6 protein-coding genes, 4 pseudogenes and 1 riboswitch are annotated in these 13,584 nt (G+C 59.8%); of the genes and pseudogenes, 5 read left to right on the top strand and 5 right to left on the bottom strand.

Annotated elements, in window-relative coordinates; all coding sequences use genetic code 11:
* Positions 1-776: 776 nt before the first annotated feature.
* The 3 genes from SO139_RS37925 (at position 777) to SO139_RS37915 (ending at position 5,591) form a co-directional block, all read left to right on the top strand.
* Positions 777-1,118: a glycosyltransferase gene (locus SO139_RS37925; RefSeq protein ID WP_498541625.1), complete on the top strand. Its 342-nt coding sequence runs from the start codon at positions 777-779 to the stop codon at positions 1,116-1,118.
* Positions 1,119-1,182: 64 nt separating this feature from the next.
* A riboswitch (cobalamin riboswitch) is annotated at positions 1,183-1,399 on the top strand.
* A 123-nt stretch (positions 1,400-1,522) separates the two neighbouring features.
* On the top strand, positions 1,523-4,426 hold the full coding sequence (locus SO139_RS37920; protein WP_498541624.1) for a ribonucleoside-diphosphate reductase subunit alpha: 2,904 nt from the start codon (positions 1,523-1,525) through the stop codon (positions 4,424-4,426).
* Positions 4,427-4,436: 10 nt separating this feature from the next.
* Complete coding sequence (locus tag SO139_RS37915) at positions 4,437-5,591, top strand: ribonucleotide-diphosphate reductase subunit beta (RefSeq protein WP_498541623.1); 1,155 nt, start codon at positions 4,437-4,439, stop codon at positions 5,589-5,591.
* Between the two features lie 555 nt (positions 5,592-6,146).
* On the opposite strand, the gene SO139_RS37910 is transcribed toward SO139_RS37915, so the two are convergent.
* The 3 genes and pseudogenes from SO139_RS37910 to SO139_RS37900 all read right to left on the bottom strand — a co-directional run.
* Positions 6,147-7,394: an alpha/beta hydrolase gene (locus SO139_RS37910; RefSeq protein WP_498541622.1), complete on the bottom strand. Its 1,248-nt coding sequence runs from the start codon at positions 7,392-7,394 to the stop codon at positions 6,147-6,149.
* Positions 7,394-8,197, bottom strand: coding sequence for a hypothetical protein (locus tag SO139_RS37905; protein WP_498541621.1), 804 nt, complete (start codon positions 8,195-8,197; stop codon positions 7,394-7,396). The genes SO139_RS37910 and SO139_RS37905 overlap by 1 nt, the downstream gene beginning before the upstream one ends.
* Before the next feature lie 337 nt (positions 8,198-8,534).
* Positions 8,535-8,925, bottom strand: a pseudogene (locus SO139_RS37900) (ATP-binding cassette domain-containing protein); the annotation flags it as partial.
* Positions 8,926-8,951: 26 nt separating this feature from the next.
* Between SO139_RS37900 and SO139_RS37895 the strand changes: the two are divergent.
* Positions 8,952-9,158 (top strand): annotated as a pseudogene (locus SO139_RS37895) (transposase); the annotation flags it as partial.
* A gap of 959 nt (positions 9,159-10,117) precedes the next feature.
* Here the strand turns inward: SO139_RS37895 and SO139_RS37890 are convergent.
* A pseudogene (locus SO139_RS37890) lies at positions 10,118-11,232 on the bottom strand (IS110 family RNA-guided transposase).
* A gap of 98 nt (positions 11,233-11,330) precedes the next feature.
* On the opposite strand from SO139_RS37890, the pseudogene SO139_RS37885 reads away from it, so the two are divergent.
* Positions 11,331-12,146: pseudogene (locus tag SO139_RS37885) on the top strand (IS701 family transposase); the annotation flags it as partial.
* Positions 12,147-12,515: 369 nt separating this feature from the next.
* On the opposite strand, the gene SO139_RS37880 reads toward SO139_RS37885, so the two are convergent.
* Positions 12,516-13,355 (bottom strand): RMD1 family protein, encoded by an 840-nt coding sequence (locus tag SO139_RS37880; RefSeq protein WP_498541620.1) that lies wholly within the window; start codon positions 13,353-13,355, stop codon positions 12,516-12,518.
* Positions 13,356-13,584 lie beyond the last annotated feature (229 nt).

Here is a 13,584-nt window from a genome sequence, read left to right as displayed (position 1 = left end):
GCTCTGAAGCCATCCAAATAGCTTTGCCCGAATGCCCGCTTTGCCCCGCGCCGCCCCACACTCCATCCCTATTAGCATGGTTGAACTTGGTCCCCGCAGGAAGTTCCTCTATCTTGCTGCTCACCCAACCAAGATTCCTGGGTGGAACGCTTGGGTGCCTATCGTCAGGGCAACTCGGTGGCGGCTGCTGATGTTGCATGTCGAACTCTTTACAGGTGCGCTTGAGTTTATCCATTGATGGCTAACGTGTTGCTGTCGCTTGGATCAATGTTAGCGCGGTCAGTTGGCCGGATCGCAGAGTATTGCACGCAATCATCGAAGCAGGCGCAGGTGTCATGGCTAAAGCAACAATGATGAGACGGCCCTTTTTCTGTTGAAGCCCCGTCTGGTTTGATTTGGGATGTCTAGGCGGCCCGCGGCGAACGGCCAAAGATGGGCCATCGGCTACAAACGCAAGAAAACTATTCGTGCGTGTGCAACTGAAATCGAATTTCAAAAACTGGAATCTCGACCTGATCCACCGGCTATAAGGGGGCGACCTCAAAAGCCTGAGACAATCTCGAGCCGATTGCCGAGATCCGAACGCCCCACCCCACTTGGTGCCAGGTACGATTTTGCGATCCTCCGCAAGAGCACTGGCGTAGGACAGAGATGAAGCTGCTTGGAAGTCCATGGTGCGCGTACGCCTCATGCCCTTTGCAGAAAAGGACGCTTGGGGAAGTCCGTCCGTCCATGGATTGGATCATACGATGTGCTGGTGCTGCCTTCGCGGCTCGATGGTCGACCAGGTCGTGCTAGAGCTGCTCGCGCTCGGGGTTCCAGTTATTGCTTCCGCCGTTGGTGGACTGCCGGAGCTCATACAGGATGGCGTAAACGGCTTTCTTTGCCAGCCGCGACAGATTTGCGAATTTGCCAATAGAATTGAAAAGCTTGCGCTCGATCGGAATTTGCTCAAAGGGATGAAGCAAGCTGCGAGAGCCGGCGCCGAGAGAAGCCTCGACGCGCTTAAAAAGCTTTGTCGCTATGAGCAAGGATTGAGAGCATTAGCCGGCTGTGCGAATCGACTATGGTGGCGACGATCAGAAGCATTCTTGAGCTCGTCAATACTCGATAACTGATTGGGGATGGCCGTCCGCGTGCGCCCCCCGTGAAATCAATCATTGACAGCTTGCCTCGAATATCTCCATATATGGGTGTCACGGTCCTACTGCGTCGCAAGATGTAGTGGCTAAGAGGGAAGCCGGTGAACTGCGCCTTTGGTGCGGAATTCCGGCGCTGCCCCCGCAACTGTCAGCAGCGAGCTGCTTCCGGACAACGTCACTGGTGCGCCCGCGCCGGGAAGACAGGAAGCAAGCAACGACCTGCGAGCCAGGAGACCTGCCGTGACGATCTGAACGTCCACGGGCGGGGTGTCCCGGCGGTCGCTTGCACGCACCGTCCGGCAACACGTCTGCCGGCGTTCCGGCAGCGTCCTTCCTTATCGCCCCGTCCAAACACAACGCGCGCATCACGGGGCCCTTTGATGTCACTGAACCTGCACGACGCGGACACCGCTTCCGCACCCATCATCCAGTTGCGTCCACAGTCACTTGCGGCTGCTTCCAGCGAGCCGGCCATGCAGATCATCCGCCGCAACGGGAAGGTCTCGCCGTTCGATTCCGCCAAGATCGCGGTCGCAATGACCAAGGCTTTCCTCGCGGTAGAGGGCAGCACTGCGGTTGCTTCGCGCCGCGTTCACGAGAGCGTCGAGCAATTGACGGCCGAAGTCATAGCAGCCCTGATGCGCCGCGCAGGTGAGGGGCGCACCTTTCATATCGAGGATGTGCAGGATCAGGTCGAACTCGCCTTGATGCGCAGCGAGCACCACAAGGTCGCCCGGGCCTATGTGCTGTACCGCGAGGAACGGTCCCGCCAGCGCGCCGAGGAAGCGGCCGCGGAGCCGGCGCCCATCGCCGCACCGATCCTTCACGTCACGCTGCCGGACGGCTCGCGCGTCGGTCTGGACACGCGCCGGCTCGAACTGATCATCAATGAGGCCTGCGCCGGTCTCGACGGCGTCTCCGCAGCCCCCGTGCTGGCCGAGACCACCCGCAATCTCTACGACGGCATCAGCCAGGACGAGCTGGCGCTGGCCTCGATCATGGCCGCGCGCACGCTGGTCGAGCAGGAGCCGAGTTATGCCTATGTCAGCGCACGCCTGCTGCTCGACAAGCTCCGCGGCGAGGTGCTGTCGCATGTCCACGGCATTACGACGTTGGCCTCGCAGGGCGATATGGCGACGCACTATGCCGAATACTTTCCGGCCTATGTGAAGGTCGGCATCGCAGCCGAACTGCTCGATCCCGAACTCGCCCGCTTCGATCTCGGCCGCATCGCCGCGGCGCTGAAGCCTGAGCGAGACCTGAACTTCCAGTTCCTCGGCCTTCAGACGCTGTACGACCGCTATTTCCTGCATCAGCAAGGCAAGCGGATCGAGCTGCCGCAGGCCTTCTTCATGCGCGTAGCGATGGGCCTGGCAATTCGAGAGATCGACCGCGAAGCCAAGGCGATCGAGTTCTACGATCTCTTGTCGTCGTTCGACTTCATGGCCTCGACGCCGACGCTGTTCAATTCCGGCACGCTGCGCCCGCAGCTGTCGTCCTGCTTCCTCACCACCGTATCGGACGACCTCGATGGCATCTTCAAGTCGATCAAGGACAATGCGCTGCTCGCAAAGTACTCCGGCGGCCTCGGCAACGATTGGACGCCGGTGCGCGGCCTCGGAGCCCACATCAAGGGCACCAACGGCGAAAGCCAGGGCATCATCCCGTTCCTGAAGGTGGCCAACGACACCGCGATCGCCGTCAACCAGGGCGGCAAGCGCAAGGGCGCGGTCTGCGCCTATCTAGAGACCTGGCACGTCGACATCGAGGAATTCCTCGATCTGCGCAAGAACACTGGCGATGACCGCCGCCGCACCCACGACATGAACACCGCCAACTGGGTGCCGGACCTGTTCATGCAGCGCGTTGACGCCGACGACGAGTGGACGCTGTTCTCGCCGGACGAGACGCCCGATTTGCACGAACTGTATGGGACGTCCTTCAAGGCGGCCTATGAGGCCTATGAAGCCAAGGCGAAGGCCGGTGGCATGCGTGTGTTCAAGACCGTGCGTGCGACCGACCTCTGGCGCCGCATGCTGACCATGCTGTTCGAGACCGGCCATCCCTGGATTACCTTCAAGGACCCCTGCAACCTGCGCTCGCCGCAGCGCCACATGGGTGTGATCCATTCCTCGAACCTCTGCACCGAGATCACGCTGAACACCTCTGCCGACGAGGTCGCGGTCTGCAATCTCGGCTCCGTCAACATGCTCGCCCATGTCGGAGCTAACGGTATCGACCAGGCCAAGCTGAAGCGGACGGTGACGACAGCGGTGCGTATGCTCGACAACGTCATCGACATCAATTTCTACACCATCCCTGAGGCGCACCGCTCCAACATGCGCCATCGGCCGGTCGGGCTCGGCCTGATGGGCTTCCAGGAGGCACTTCAGGTCCAGCGTATCCCGATCGCGTCCGAAGCGGCGGTCGCTTTCGCCGACATCAGCATGGAAGCGATCTCCTTCCACGCCATCGAGGCATCCTCCGATCTCGCCACCGAGCGCGGCCGCTATCCGAGCTTCGAGGGCTCGCTGTGGTCGAAGGGCATTTTGCCGCTCGACTCTATCCAGTTCGTTGCCGACTCGCGCGGCGGGCTCGAGGTCGATCGCTCCTCGACGCTGGACTGGGATCGCCTCCGCAAGAAGATAGTGGCAGGCGGCATGCGCAATTCGAACGTCATGGCGATCGCGCCGACAGCGACGATCTCCAACATCTGCGGCGTGTCGCAGTCGATCGAGCCGAACTACCAGAACCTGTTCGTCAAGTCGAACATGTCCGGCGACTTCACGGTCGTGAACGAGTTCCTGGTCCGCGACCTCAAGGCGAGGGGGCTTTGGGACGAGGTGATGGTGTCCGACCTCAAATATTTCGACGGTAGCGTCGGCCAGATCGATCGCGTCCCGGAGGATCTGAAGGCGCTCTACGCGACGGCCTTCGAGATCGATAGCGCCTGGCTGATCGAGGCTGCCGCACTGCGGCAGAAATGGATCGACCAGTCGCAGTCGCTCAACCTCTACATCGCCAATCCCTCCGGCAAGAAGCTCGATGCGCTCTATCGCCTCGCCTGGCGGCGTGGTTTGAAGACCACCTATTATCTGCGCTCCCGCAGCGCCACGCACGTCGAAAAATCGACCCTGAAGGGCACCGATGGCAAACTCAACGCGGTCTGCGTATCGGCTGCGGCCTCGCATGCCCCAATCATAATGCCAGCCGCGGCAGCCCTGGACCTCGATGGTATCAAGGCCTGCCGGATCGAAGATCCCGAATGTGAAGTGTGTCAGTAAGGAGATGACGATGCTCAATTGGTCCGATACCGAAACCACGGCGGCCGCTCCGGTCGCTTCAAGCCTCACCGCCGCACTCCGCCCACAGACCCAGCTCAAGCTCGAGCCGGCAGATGGGACCGGTCTGGGCGCGATCGATCGCACCGGCGGCCGCGTTTCGGTCGACGAGAAGCGGATGATCAACTGCCGCGCCGACGTCAACCAGCTCTTGCCGCTGAAGTACAAATGGGCCTGGGAGAAATATCTCTCCGGCTGCAACAATCACTGGATGCCGACCGAGGTCTCGATGCAGGCCGATATCGCGCTGTGGAAGTCGCGGGACGGCCTGACGGAGGACGAACGGCGCGCGATTAAGCGCAACCTCGGCTTCTTCGCCGCATCGGAATCGCTCGTTGCCAACAACATCGTGCTGGCGATCTACCGTCATCTCACCAATCCGGAATGCCGGCAGTATCTGTTGCGGCAGGCCTTCGAGGAGGCGGTCCATACCCACACCTTCCAGTACATCGTCGAGAGCCTTGGCCTGGACGAGGGCGAGCTGTTCAACATGTACCGCGAGGTGCCCTCGATCACCGACAAGGCGGCCTGGGCGCTCAAGCATACACAGCATCTGAACGACCCTTTGTTCCAGACGGGAACGCCAGACCATGGCCGAGCCTTCCTGCGCGACCTGGTTGCCTTCTACGTCGTGTTTGAAGGAATGTGGTTCTACACCGGCTTCGCGCAGATCTTGTCGCTCGGCCGACGCAACAAGATGGTCGGCATCGCCGAGCAGTATCAGTACATTCTGCGCGATGAGAGCATTCACCTGAACTTTGGCATCGACGTGATCAACCAGATCAAGATCGAGAATCCGCATTTGTGGACGCCAGAGTTTCAGGAGGAGGTCCGCGGCATGATCCGGGAGGCAGCCGAGCTCGAGGCTGCCTATGGTCGCGATACGATGCCCCGCGGTTTCCTCGGCCTGAACGCTGCGTTGTGCGAACAATACATGCACTTCATCGCGAACCGACGCTGCGCGCAGATTGGACTTGTGTCCGTCTTCGCCGAGGTCGAGAACCCGTTCCCGTGGATGTCGGAGGCGATGGACCTAAAAAAGGAGAAGAACTTCTTCGAGACCCGCGTCATCGAATACCAGAACGGCGGTGCACTGAGCTGGGATTGACGTCGAGTAGCAGCAGTCGCGCGTCAGGTTTCTGACGCGCGCACTCGGCTCGGTGAGAGCCCCTTTGCTCGCGCGAATACCCGGCAGGCAGTCAATCGCTATGATCGTGCGACGAATGTCCACTTCCAGTCGGACCGGTGCGACCAGTAAGTCATTGATTGTTCTCGACCGTCGCTATCTCTTAATCAGCGGGTCCCACGTTCGAGCCCTGGTGCGCCTACCAAGGGGAAATCTTTGGTTTCCAGTAGCTTCGCCAAATGTCTGTTGAGAACAAAACGAATTTCGTGCGACGTTTTAGGATGGGACGTGGCACGGCTGGATTACCGGGCGACTTTTCCTTTGCTTCTGTATATTCTCCTTACTTACGTAATCTAGGCTAACGAGGGGAGGCGTCTGTCAGGTGCCTTCCTTTCTCCACGTGACGCTGCTGAACGAATGCCCGCGATCTAGCGATTCTAGATCCGCTGGCTTCCTTTGATGCGCGATGAAAATTCACGGCCGAGATGGCATTGGACGGCTTATCCGTGGGCACATTGCGTACGAACACGCCGCGCGTCAGCACTTTCCCATAGGCCGCATCCACACGCGGCCCGGTTTGCCATCAGGCCATTCCTGATTCAGACAAAGCGCATTCACATTCGCAACTTTCGTCGCCAAAGCGAAGTTGTCCGGCGCCGTGAATTTGCCAGCGGCGACTTTGACATCCTTGACGTCGGCGACATCGAGTACAAACGCGCTTTGATTGCGATTCACAGCTCGGGCGAAGGTTTCGAGTGTGTCATTCGCGAGGAAGTCGAAACGGACGAAGTCCCACTGAGTCCACTGACGGAACAGATCGTCCAAACGGCGGGCGAACCAGGCACGATGCACGTCGTCTTCCATGTTCAGCGGTTTTGGAAGCATCGTATGGTAGGTTGGAATGGCAAATTGCTCGTCGCTGCATTGCGTCTGGGCGTACAGTTGTTTGACGACGGTAGCGCTTATGTACTTCGTCGCAATCGGCTCCGGCATTGTCTCGTACGCGCAATAAACCAGCGGGGCTTGCGAATGGGAGGCTGACCGGCGTGCGCTGAGAAGCTGCTCCCACCGTCGCTCAAGGTCGCGAAGATAAGTGTTTTCATCCGCGGCAAACAAGTCCTTGACCTGGCGGCCGCAAGCGTTTGCGAGTTTATCGACGCCGAGAGTTTCGAGCACATACCGCAAAACGCCTGGCGCTGGCGCGATATCACTCCCCTGAGAGGGGACGCCGAGCAGCAGCACGCCGATCGTGCGGGCCAACATTCCGTCGGGATCGTTGGAATTTTGCCACGACAAAAGCATGTTCTTGGCAATCAGGCCGCCCATGCTATGGGCAACGATGATGACCTGCTCGTAGCGTTCGAAAAGCCTGCTCGCTTCGATTTGTCCGCGGATCAGCCTCGCGGCCTCTGGCACGCTGAATGTGGCGCAGCCCGACGTCGTCAATCGGCTGTAGTCGACGCCCCAGACGCCCAAATCTTCAAGGCGGAGAGGAGCCGGCAATATATCTCGGAGAGCCGCCGCCGCCAAACGATAATCGTCCGACGCAATCATTTCCGGCCAGCTCTTGGAGCTCTGGGGATTGCGGAAGCTGTCGATCGCGCCATCGGCGCAAGATTCCCTCGCGGTCTTTCCTGAAGGCACCGCGCAGCCGCCCAGGCCATGAAGGAAGAGAACCGCGATTGGAGAGCGGCCGCGGCTCCACTCAATAACGCGGACGCTTTGCGCGCTCGCGAGAGAAATGCTTGCCAGAACAAGCAGTACGGCTAGCCAGACGATCCTCATTAGCATCGGCCTCCTTTAACGGAGGCCCAGGGCGCCTTGACCAGCGATCCGACGGTCGGCACCTCGGTCCAGATGTCGAAGCAACCTCGCGTCACTTGTCCGTTCAGCGTCACCTGGTTGGATGGAGCTACCGGCGACTTGACCGTCAAAGGCATGGTGAACTGACTGGGCTCGGACCCGCCACTCGCAAAAGCTGTCAGCTTATCCCGGTTGCTCATCATGGCAGTAACGATCGCAAGACGAAGCTCTGGATCGATCCGGCCTTGGCTTAAGTTGGTGGCCGTGGTGAAGATGATGGCGGCGAGCGTATACTGCCGGAAATCAGATGTAGCGCCTTGGTTGGCCAAAAAAGCCAACGCGTGATCGAACGTGCTGGCTTTCGCGCCATCCGGAATCTGAGAGCGCCGGCGCACCTCATTTCTGAATTGGTTCCAGAAACCAGGGTCTGACATCCCTGACGCGCCGGGAGCGAATTTGTCGGCGTCTGGCGAACGGCCGGCATTGGCGGCCTTGGTCAGATCCGAGAAGATGGCGTCGTTGTCCGAAGGCCCGGCATTGGCTTCCTTAGAACCGGCCGGCGCTCCCCAGACCAGGTCGCAATCGCGCGCCATGTCCTCCCGGACCGCGCAGGTCCCGACTGTGGATTCGGACCGAGCCTTTTGGAAGCGGCAGCCACATTCCTCGCCCAAAGCATCGGTTGCTGAAAGCGCGAAAATCGATAGGAGGGCCGTGACGCCATTCGCGGTCATACACCGGCTCGGCCTGATCGATTTTTGCGGGATATCCAGCGCGGCGAATGACATCCGTGCCTCCAAAATCCATCAAAAAGTAACTTAAAGTCGTAATAGCTTCATTGCGGTATCACAGGTGATGTTAGGTTGCAAATAGATCCGAAACACGCACTGCCCGCGAGCCATTCGGTCGAACGAACAAACTCCCTTTTGGCTCATCATTTATGGGGAGTGATCCGCTTAGACGGGCAAAGTTCGCGTAGGCGGGAGTTCGGTGTAGCAGCGTATTGCTCCAAACATCCTCGTGACACTACGCGAGTGCGACGCCGAGTGCTACAAGTCCGACAGCAGACATCAAGCTAGCTAAGGCGCGCCTTGGCGCATCTCGCTGACGAATGCCGCAATGGCCACGGGCGAAGCCCATCTCGTGTGCGAATACGATCATCGTCGTGCCTTGTTTGGCCACTTCTCTCATGACGCGGAGCACTTCACCCACGAGTTCTGGGTCGAGAGCCGATGTCGCCTCGTCAAAGAGTGTAACGGCGGGTCGCATCGCGAGCGCGCGGGCGATTGCCATGCGCTGCAGTTGGCTACCGGAGAGGCGGGCGGGATATTGGTCAGCACTTTTCGGCCATGTCGACCTTCTCGAGCAACGCCAGCGCCTGCTGCCGCGCCTCAGCCCTGTCTCGGCGCTGAACCGACACGCGCCCCATCATGACATTCTGGAGCCCTGTCCGAAGCGGAAACAAATTGAAGCTTTGAAAGGCCATGCCCACATGCTTCCGGTTTCTGCCCTTCTCGTCAAGCATGCTACGACCACCCTCGGCCGGGCGTCGGCGGTGTGACTGCCTTGAGGTTCCGTCATGCGATCGATCGTCCATCGCGATTTCGATCGGCATCCAGCGTCGGCGCCTATCTGGGTCTCAGCCCGCCGGGCAGCCAGTCTGGCGAGACCGACATCAATGGCAAGATATCCCGATGGGGTGACCGTCTTCTCCGCACCTACTTTTTCGAGGCAGCTACCGTTCTGCTTCACCAGACGAAATAATGATCTTCTCGTAATCCAGCCAGCGTTGTGATCGCTCATTCGGGCAGCCCAAAATTCAGCCCGACCGCTTCTAAAATCCCTAACACTACTTTTTCGCTCCGGGAGGCCATTAAAACTATCGAAGCCATAGAACTTCCGCTCTGGAAATCGCTCGGCCATGGTGCTGATAGTGTAACCGCTATAGACGCCGAACTCGAGGGCAACACCCGTACCCGCTTTTGACAAGGCATCAAACCTGAACTCATCGCGATCGGCAAAGAAAATAGCGTCCGCCATTTCTGTGCGGATTATCTCAAAGGCTTGTTCCTGCGCAATCGCAGACAAAGTACGAAACAAACTATGGGTTGTTCTGGGTAGCCCGTACATTTCCGCAGCGGTTACAAGTTTGCGCAGGTGTTCATTTGCAATGTCCTGCTTGCTAGGGATTGTCGACAAAGAATTGGCGACCTCGTTGGAGGAATTCGTTAGCCGATCAATTGCTGCCAATAAGCGACCATCAACCGCTTCTTTCATCGCGTCATTCCGTTTGACTAAAGATCAATTGCTCTCGTCGATCTCCCGACGAATTCATTCTATCGAAGCTGCGTTTGCACGGGAGTTTGAATAAGCGGCGCAAACGGCAACGAGCTAATCGTCGGAATTTTCCGGCATCTTGGCCTTTCATCGGCATCTATTAGCGGGTCAACATTAGGAATCTTCCGTACCCACCTCTAGCCGCTGAGACGACGGTTTGTAGACTCTGATACGCGGGTTGGATACCGCATTTCCGTTTGTTCGTCCGGGGCTGCCTCGATCTGCCAGCGGGCATCGACAATGTCGGCCACACAATTGGTGCGAGAGTTCCCCAACCGGGGCTCTGCCCCCAGCGATGCGCAACAATGATGTCGCTCCTGAGAGTTCTCCTGTGTTGAGGTGGAAGGAAGCGTAGCTAATTCGACAAGCGATCAAGTTGCGCTGTGCGGCTCCGCCTCTTGGCCGATTGCCCAAAGGAAGGCGGCCATTTCCCGGGCGATGGCCACGGTGACGACTGCCTGGCGTTTGCCGCGTGCCATCAGCTTGCGATAGCGAGCGCAGAGTCTGACTTGGGCTTTCCAGGCGATGTCGCACACCGCTTTCGTCAGGCCGGCCTGCCGCTCCTGCAGTAGGCGGCTCATCCGGGCGGGGAAGCGGTAGGTCCAGGCGCCCTCAATGAGCACGCGGCGCGCCCGGCCATTACCAGCTTTGGTGATGCTGCCGCGCCGGATGCGTTCTCCCGTGGAGTTTTCGCAGGGCACCAGGCCAAGATACGCCATCAGTTGACGCGGGCTGTCGAAGCGGCGCACGTCGCCGATTTCGGTGACGAAGGTGACCGCGGTCAGGAAGGCGACGCCGCGTAACGCTTGGTAGGCGGCGATCACTGGAGCTATGGACCATGAACTCACCGCCTCGGCAACCTGTTCGTCCAGACGCTTGAGACGGATCTCGGCGGCCTCGATCGCTTGGCGATACTCAGCCAGCACGAGATACTGCGCCGGATGCTCGAAGCGTTGCTCGCACAGCCATCGTGTATGCGCCTTGGTCCACGCTTGACGGCCGGTGAAGACCCGGCCGTGACGGAGCAGGAAGGACTGCAAGTGTTGACGGGCCCGCCGCAGATCTTCCATCGCGGCTTCCCGGGCTCGTACCAGTTCTCGCACCGCCTCGTGCTCCGGATCCGGTACCCAGACCGCGGTCAGCTCTCCTGCACGATGCAGCTTGGCCAGGGTCAGCGCATCACGGCGGTTGGTCTTGACCCGTTCTCCAGGCCGCTTCGGGATCAGTGATGGTGCAACCACGATGCAGTCGTGACCAAGCCGTGTGATCTGACGATGGAGACCGTAGCCGGTGGGGCCGGCTTCGTAGCAAAAGGCAAGGCCCCGGTGCCTTTTGGCGAGCTTCGTTATCAATCGCTCCACCGCATCAGGCGCACTGTCGATCTCGCCGATGAAGCGCACGTCGCCATCGCGCCCCGCCTCGGCTACGGCTACCGAGATCTTCAGCTTCGTTCCAGTCCCACGTAGATTTTGCTATCCTGCCGCACGGCTCGTTCTCCTATGTGAGAGGCTCGGCGCCGGCCCACCCGGCGCAACCCTCGCTCATCGCATACTGCGGACGAGCCACCTCTCGGACAACGAACATACGGTCTGCCAGATCGGAGTGTTCGCCTGCTATGTGTCGCGGCATGGCCATGCCTTCATCGACCGGGCGCTCTACCTGCCACAGGAATGGACAGACGAACCGGCTCGCCTGAAGGCAGCGCATGTCCCGAGCGATGTGAGCTTTGCGACGAAGCCCAAGATCGCGCGGCAAATGATCACTCGCGCGATTGTCGCAAAGGTGCCGTTCTCGTTCGTGGCGGCGGACAGCGTGTATGGCACCGGAGAGATCGAAACTCAGCTGCGCAAGGCGGGCAAAGGTTATGTTCTGGGTGTTGCTTCCAATCATGTGTTCCGGTCCTGGGGCAAGCAGCAGCCTGTCGCCGGCACCGCCGCCACGATCGCGCAAAACCTTCCCAAGGCCTGGCGCCGCCTGTCGTCCGGCGGAGGGACCAAAGGTCCGCGCTGGCACGACTGGGCCTATCTCGAATTGGCCGATCTCGAAGCCAGTGAATACAACGACGACCTTGCCGGGGAATGGACGCGGGGTCTTCTGATCCGCCGCAATATCGCCGACGGCAGCTTGGCCTTTTTCTCCACATGGTGCCCCAAAGGCACGTCCATCCAGAAGCTGGTGTCGGTGGAAGGCCATCGCTGGGCCATCGAGGACAGCTTCGAAACCGCCAAGAACGAGCTCGGTCTTGACCACAACGAAACTCGCTCCTGGCATGGCTGGCATCGCCATGTCTCACTCGTCATGCTTGCCTTCGCCATGATGGCCGTCATCCGTCACCGGGCCAACACCGGGCCATTGTCTCAAAAAAAGCGACCGCGGCCTCGACCGAAGCATCGTTCTTGATCCGCTGGTCGATCCAGGAAATCCGGCGCATCGCCCTTAAGCTAGCCCAGCGACGTATCCCGCACGCTCACATCCTCGCGTGGTCGTCCTGGCGCAGGGCTCATCAGGCCAACGCGCGCAAAGACAACTGTAATGCTAGTCTCTTGCTGTGCTGACTGGACTTGCATCTGGCAACCTTGGCTTTTTTTGCCGCCGATGCGTTTGGACAGCTTGCTGCCCCAGCGAAATGGGAGGAAAGGCGTCCCGGAGCGCGGACACGTCTCGCAAACGTCGAGCCAACTGAACGGCTTGGGGGGAACTCTGGCCACCGATGCTATATCGGAAATGCTCGTAGACGCTGAGGACTTCGCGATTGAGCGAACGTAATCGCTAGTGAGTTCCAATGAGAATCTCGACGCAGCCGATCACGACCTCGATCAGGATGAGCACGACAATGGCGACCTCCAGGCGAAAAGAGCGTTGCGTGTCGATAATATCCGTTAGCGCATTCCCAGTCTCGGAGATTGCCTTGAGCTTGCGCTCGAGCGTGTCGAGACGCTCAAGCAGTTCATATTCGTCCTCCAGACGCGAATAGAGACGGTCGAGCCCGGGCCTCTCCCCGAGCACGTCAGGCTTTTCCGCGACGGCGACACGGCCAGCGACGCGCTGCTGCACCAACAGCACGTTACCAATCAGTTGCAGGATTCCCTTGCGTCGGCGCGGCGTGCGGCCGCGCTGGGCGAGCTCTCGCGCAAAGGGCTCGATGACGTCGAACACAGCGCCGACACGGCGCTCGTCGCGGGCAAGCGCGGTGCTCTTGGCGATCGCGTCCGCGATTAGGAGCAGCCGGTCGTCGGAGAATTTGGCGATGCAGATTGGCCCGCCAGGCTGGATAGTCTCGGAGGCGTCATCGTTGCAGAGCTGCGCCTGCGCGGTCTCTTCCTCGTAGGGACTGAATTCGCCGATCACGCGCGGCTTCAAGGTGTCGACCAGAACCTTCTCTTCGGAGGGCGAGAGGCCGATCAGCACCACGATGCCGTAGCGGAAGATCACGGCGAGCCCGGCATGGACCCGGAACGCGGCCGGCGTCGACGACACCATCGTTCCGATCTCCAGGCCCGCCGCATTGATGCGGTCGCCCAGCATCAGAGCACGAAATTCCAAACTCGGCGCGGCGTCCTGCCCCGGTGATGTTGCGAACGTGGCCACAGAAAGTTGATCGGCGTTCACACGAAAATCCTCATTGGACAGATCCAGATCACCCGTTTGCTTGCTTGCTCGTCGAGACGCGACGGCCGCACGCCGAAAGGGCCGCCATCCTTGCAGGGATGTAATCAGTCGCACTGTCCCGACAATCTTCGCGATAAAAGTCAATTACGCTCGTCGGATCGCGCACGCGAGGACACAGTCGCTTCCATCGCGATGAGGTCGGCTTTCTGTCATCTTGGGCAAGTTGCAC

The organism is Bradyrhizobium sp. UFLA05-89 (genome assembly GCF_059803475.1).
Note: the sequence above shows the minus strand (reverse complement) of the source record. Positions and strands in the feature narration are given on the sequence as shown.

Bases quoted from the DNA above. Each gene is read 5' to 3' on its own strand.
- SO139_RS37925 (WP_498541625.1), top strand. From the start codon at position 777: ATGGTCGACCAGGTCGTGCTAGAGCTGCTCGCGCTCGGGGTTCCAGTT.
- SO139_RS37920 (WP_498541624.1), top strand. From the start codon at position 1,523: ATGTCACTGAACCTGCACGACGCGGACACCGCTTCCGCACCCATCATC.
- SO139_RS37915 (WP_498541623.1), top strand. From the start codon at position 4,437: ATGCTCAATTGGTCCGATACCGAAACCACGGCGGCCGCTCCGGTCGCT.
- SO139_RS37910 (WP_498541622.1), bottom strand. From the start codon at position 7,394: ATGAGGATCGTCTGGCTAGCCGTACTGCTTGTTCTGGCAAGCATTTCT.
- SO139_RS37905 (WP_498541621.1), bottom strand. From the start codon at position 8,197: ATGTCATTCGCCGCGCTGGATATCCCGCAAAAATCGATCAGGCCGAGC.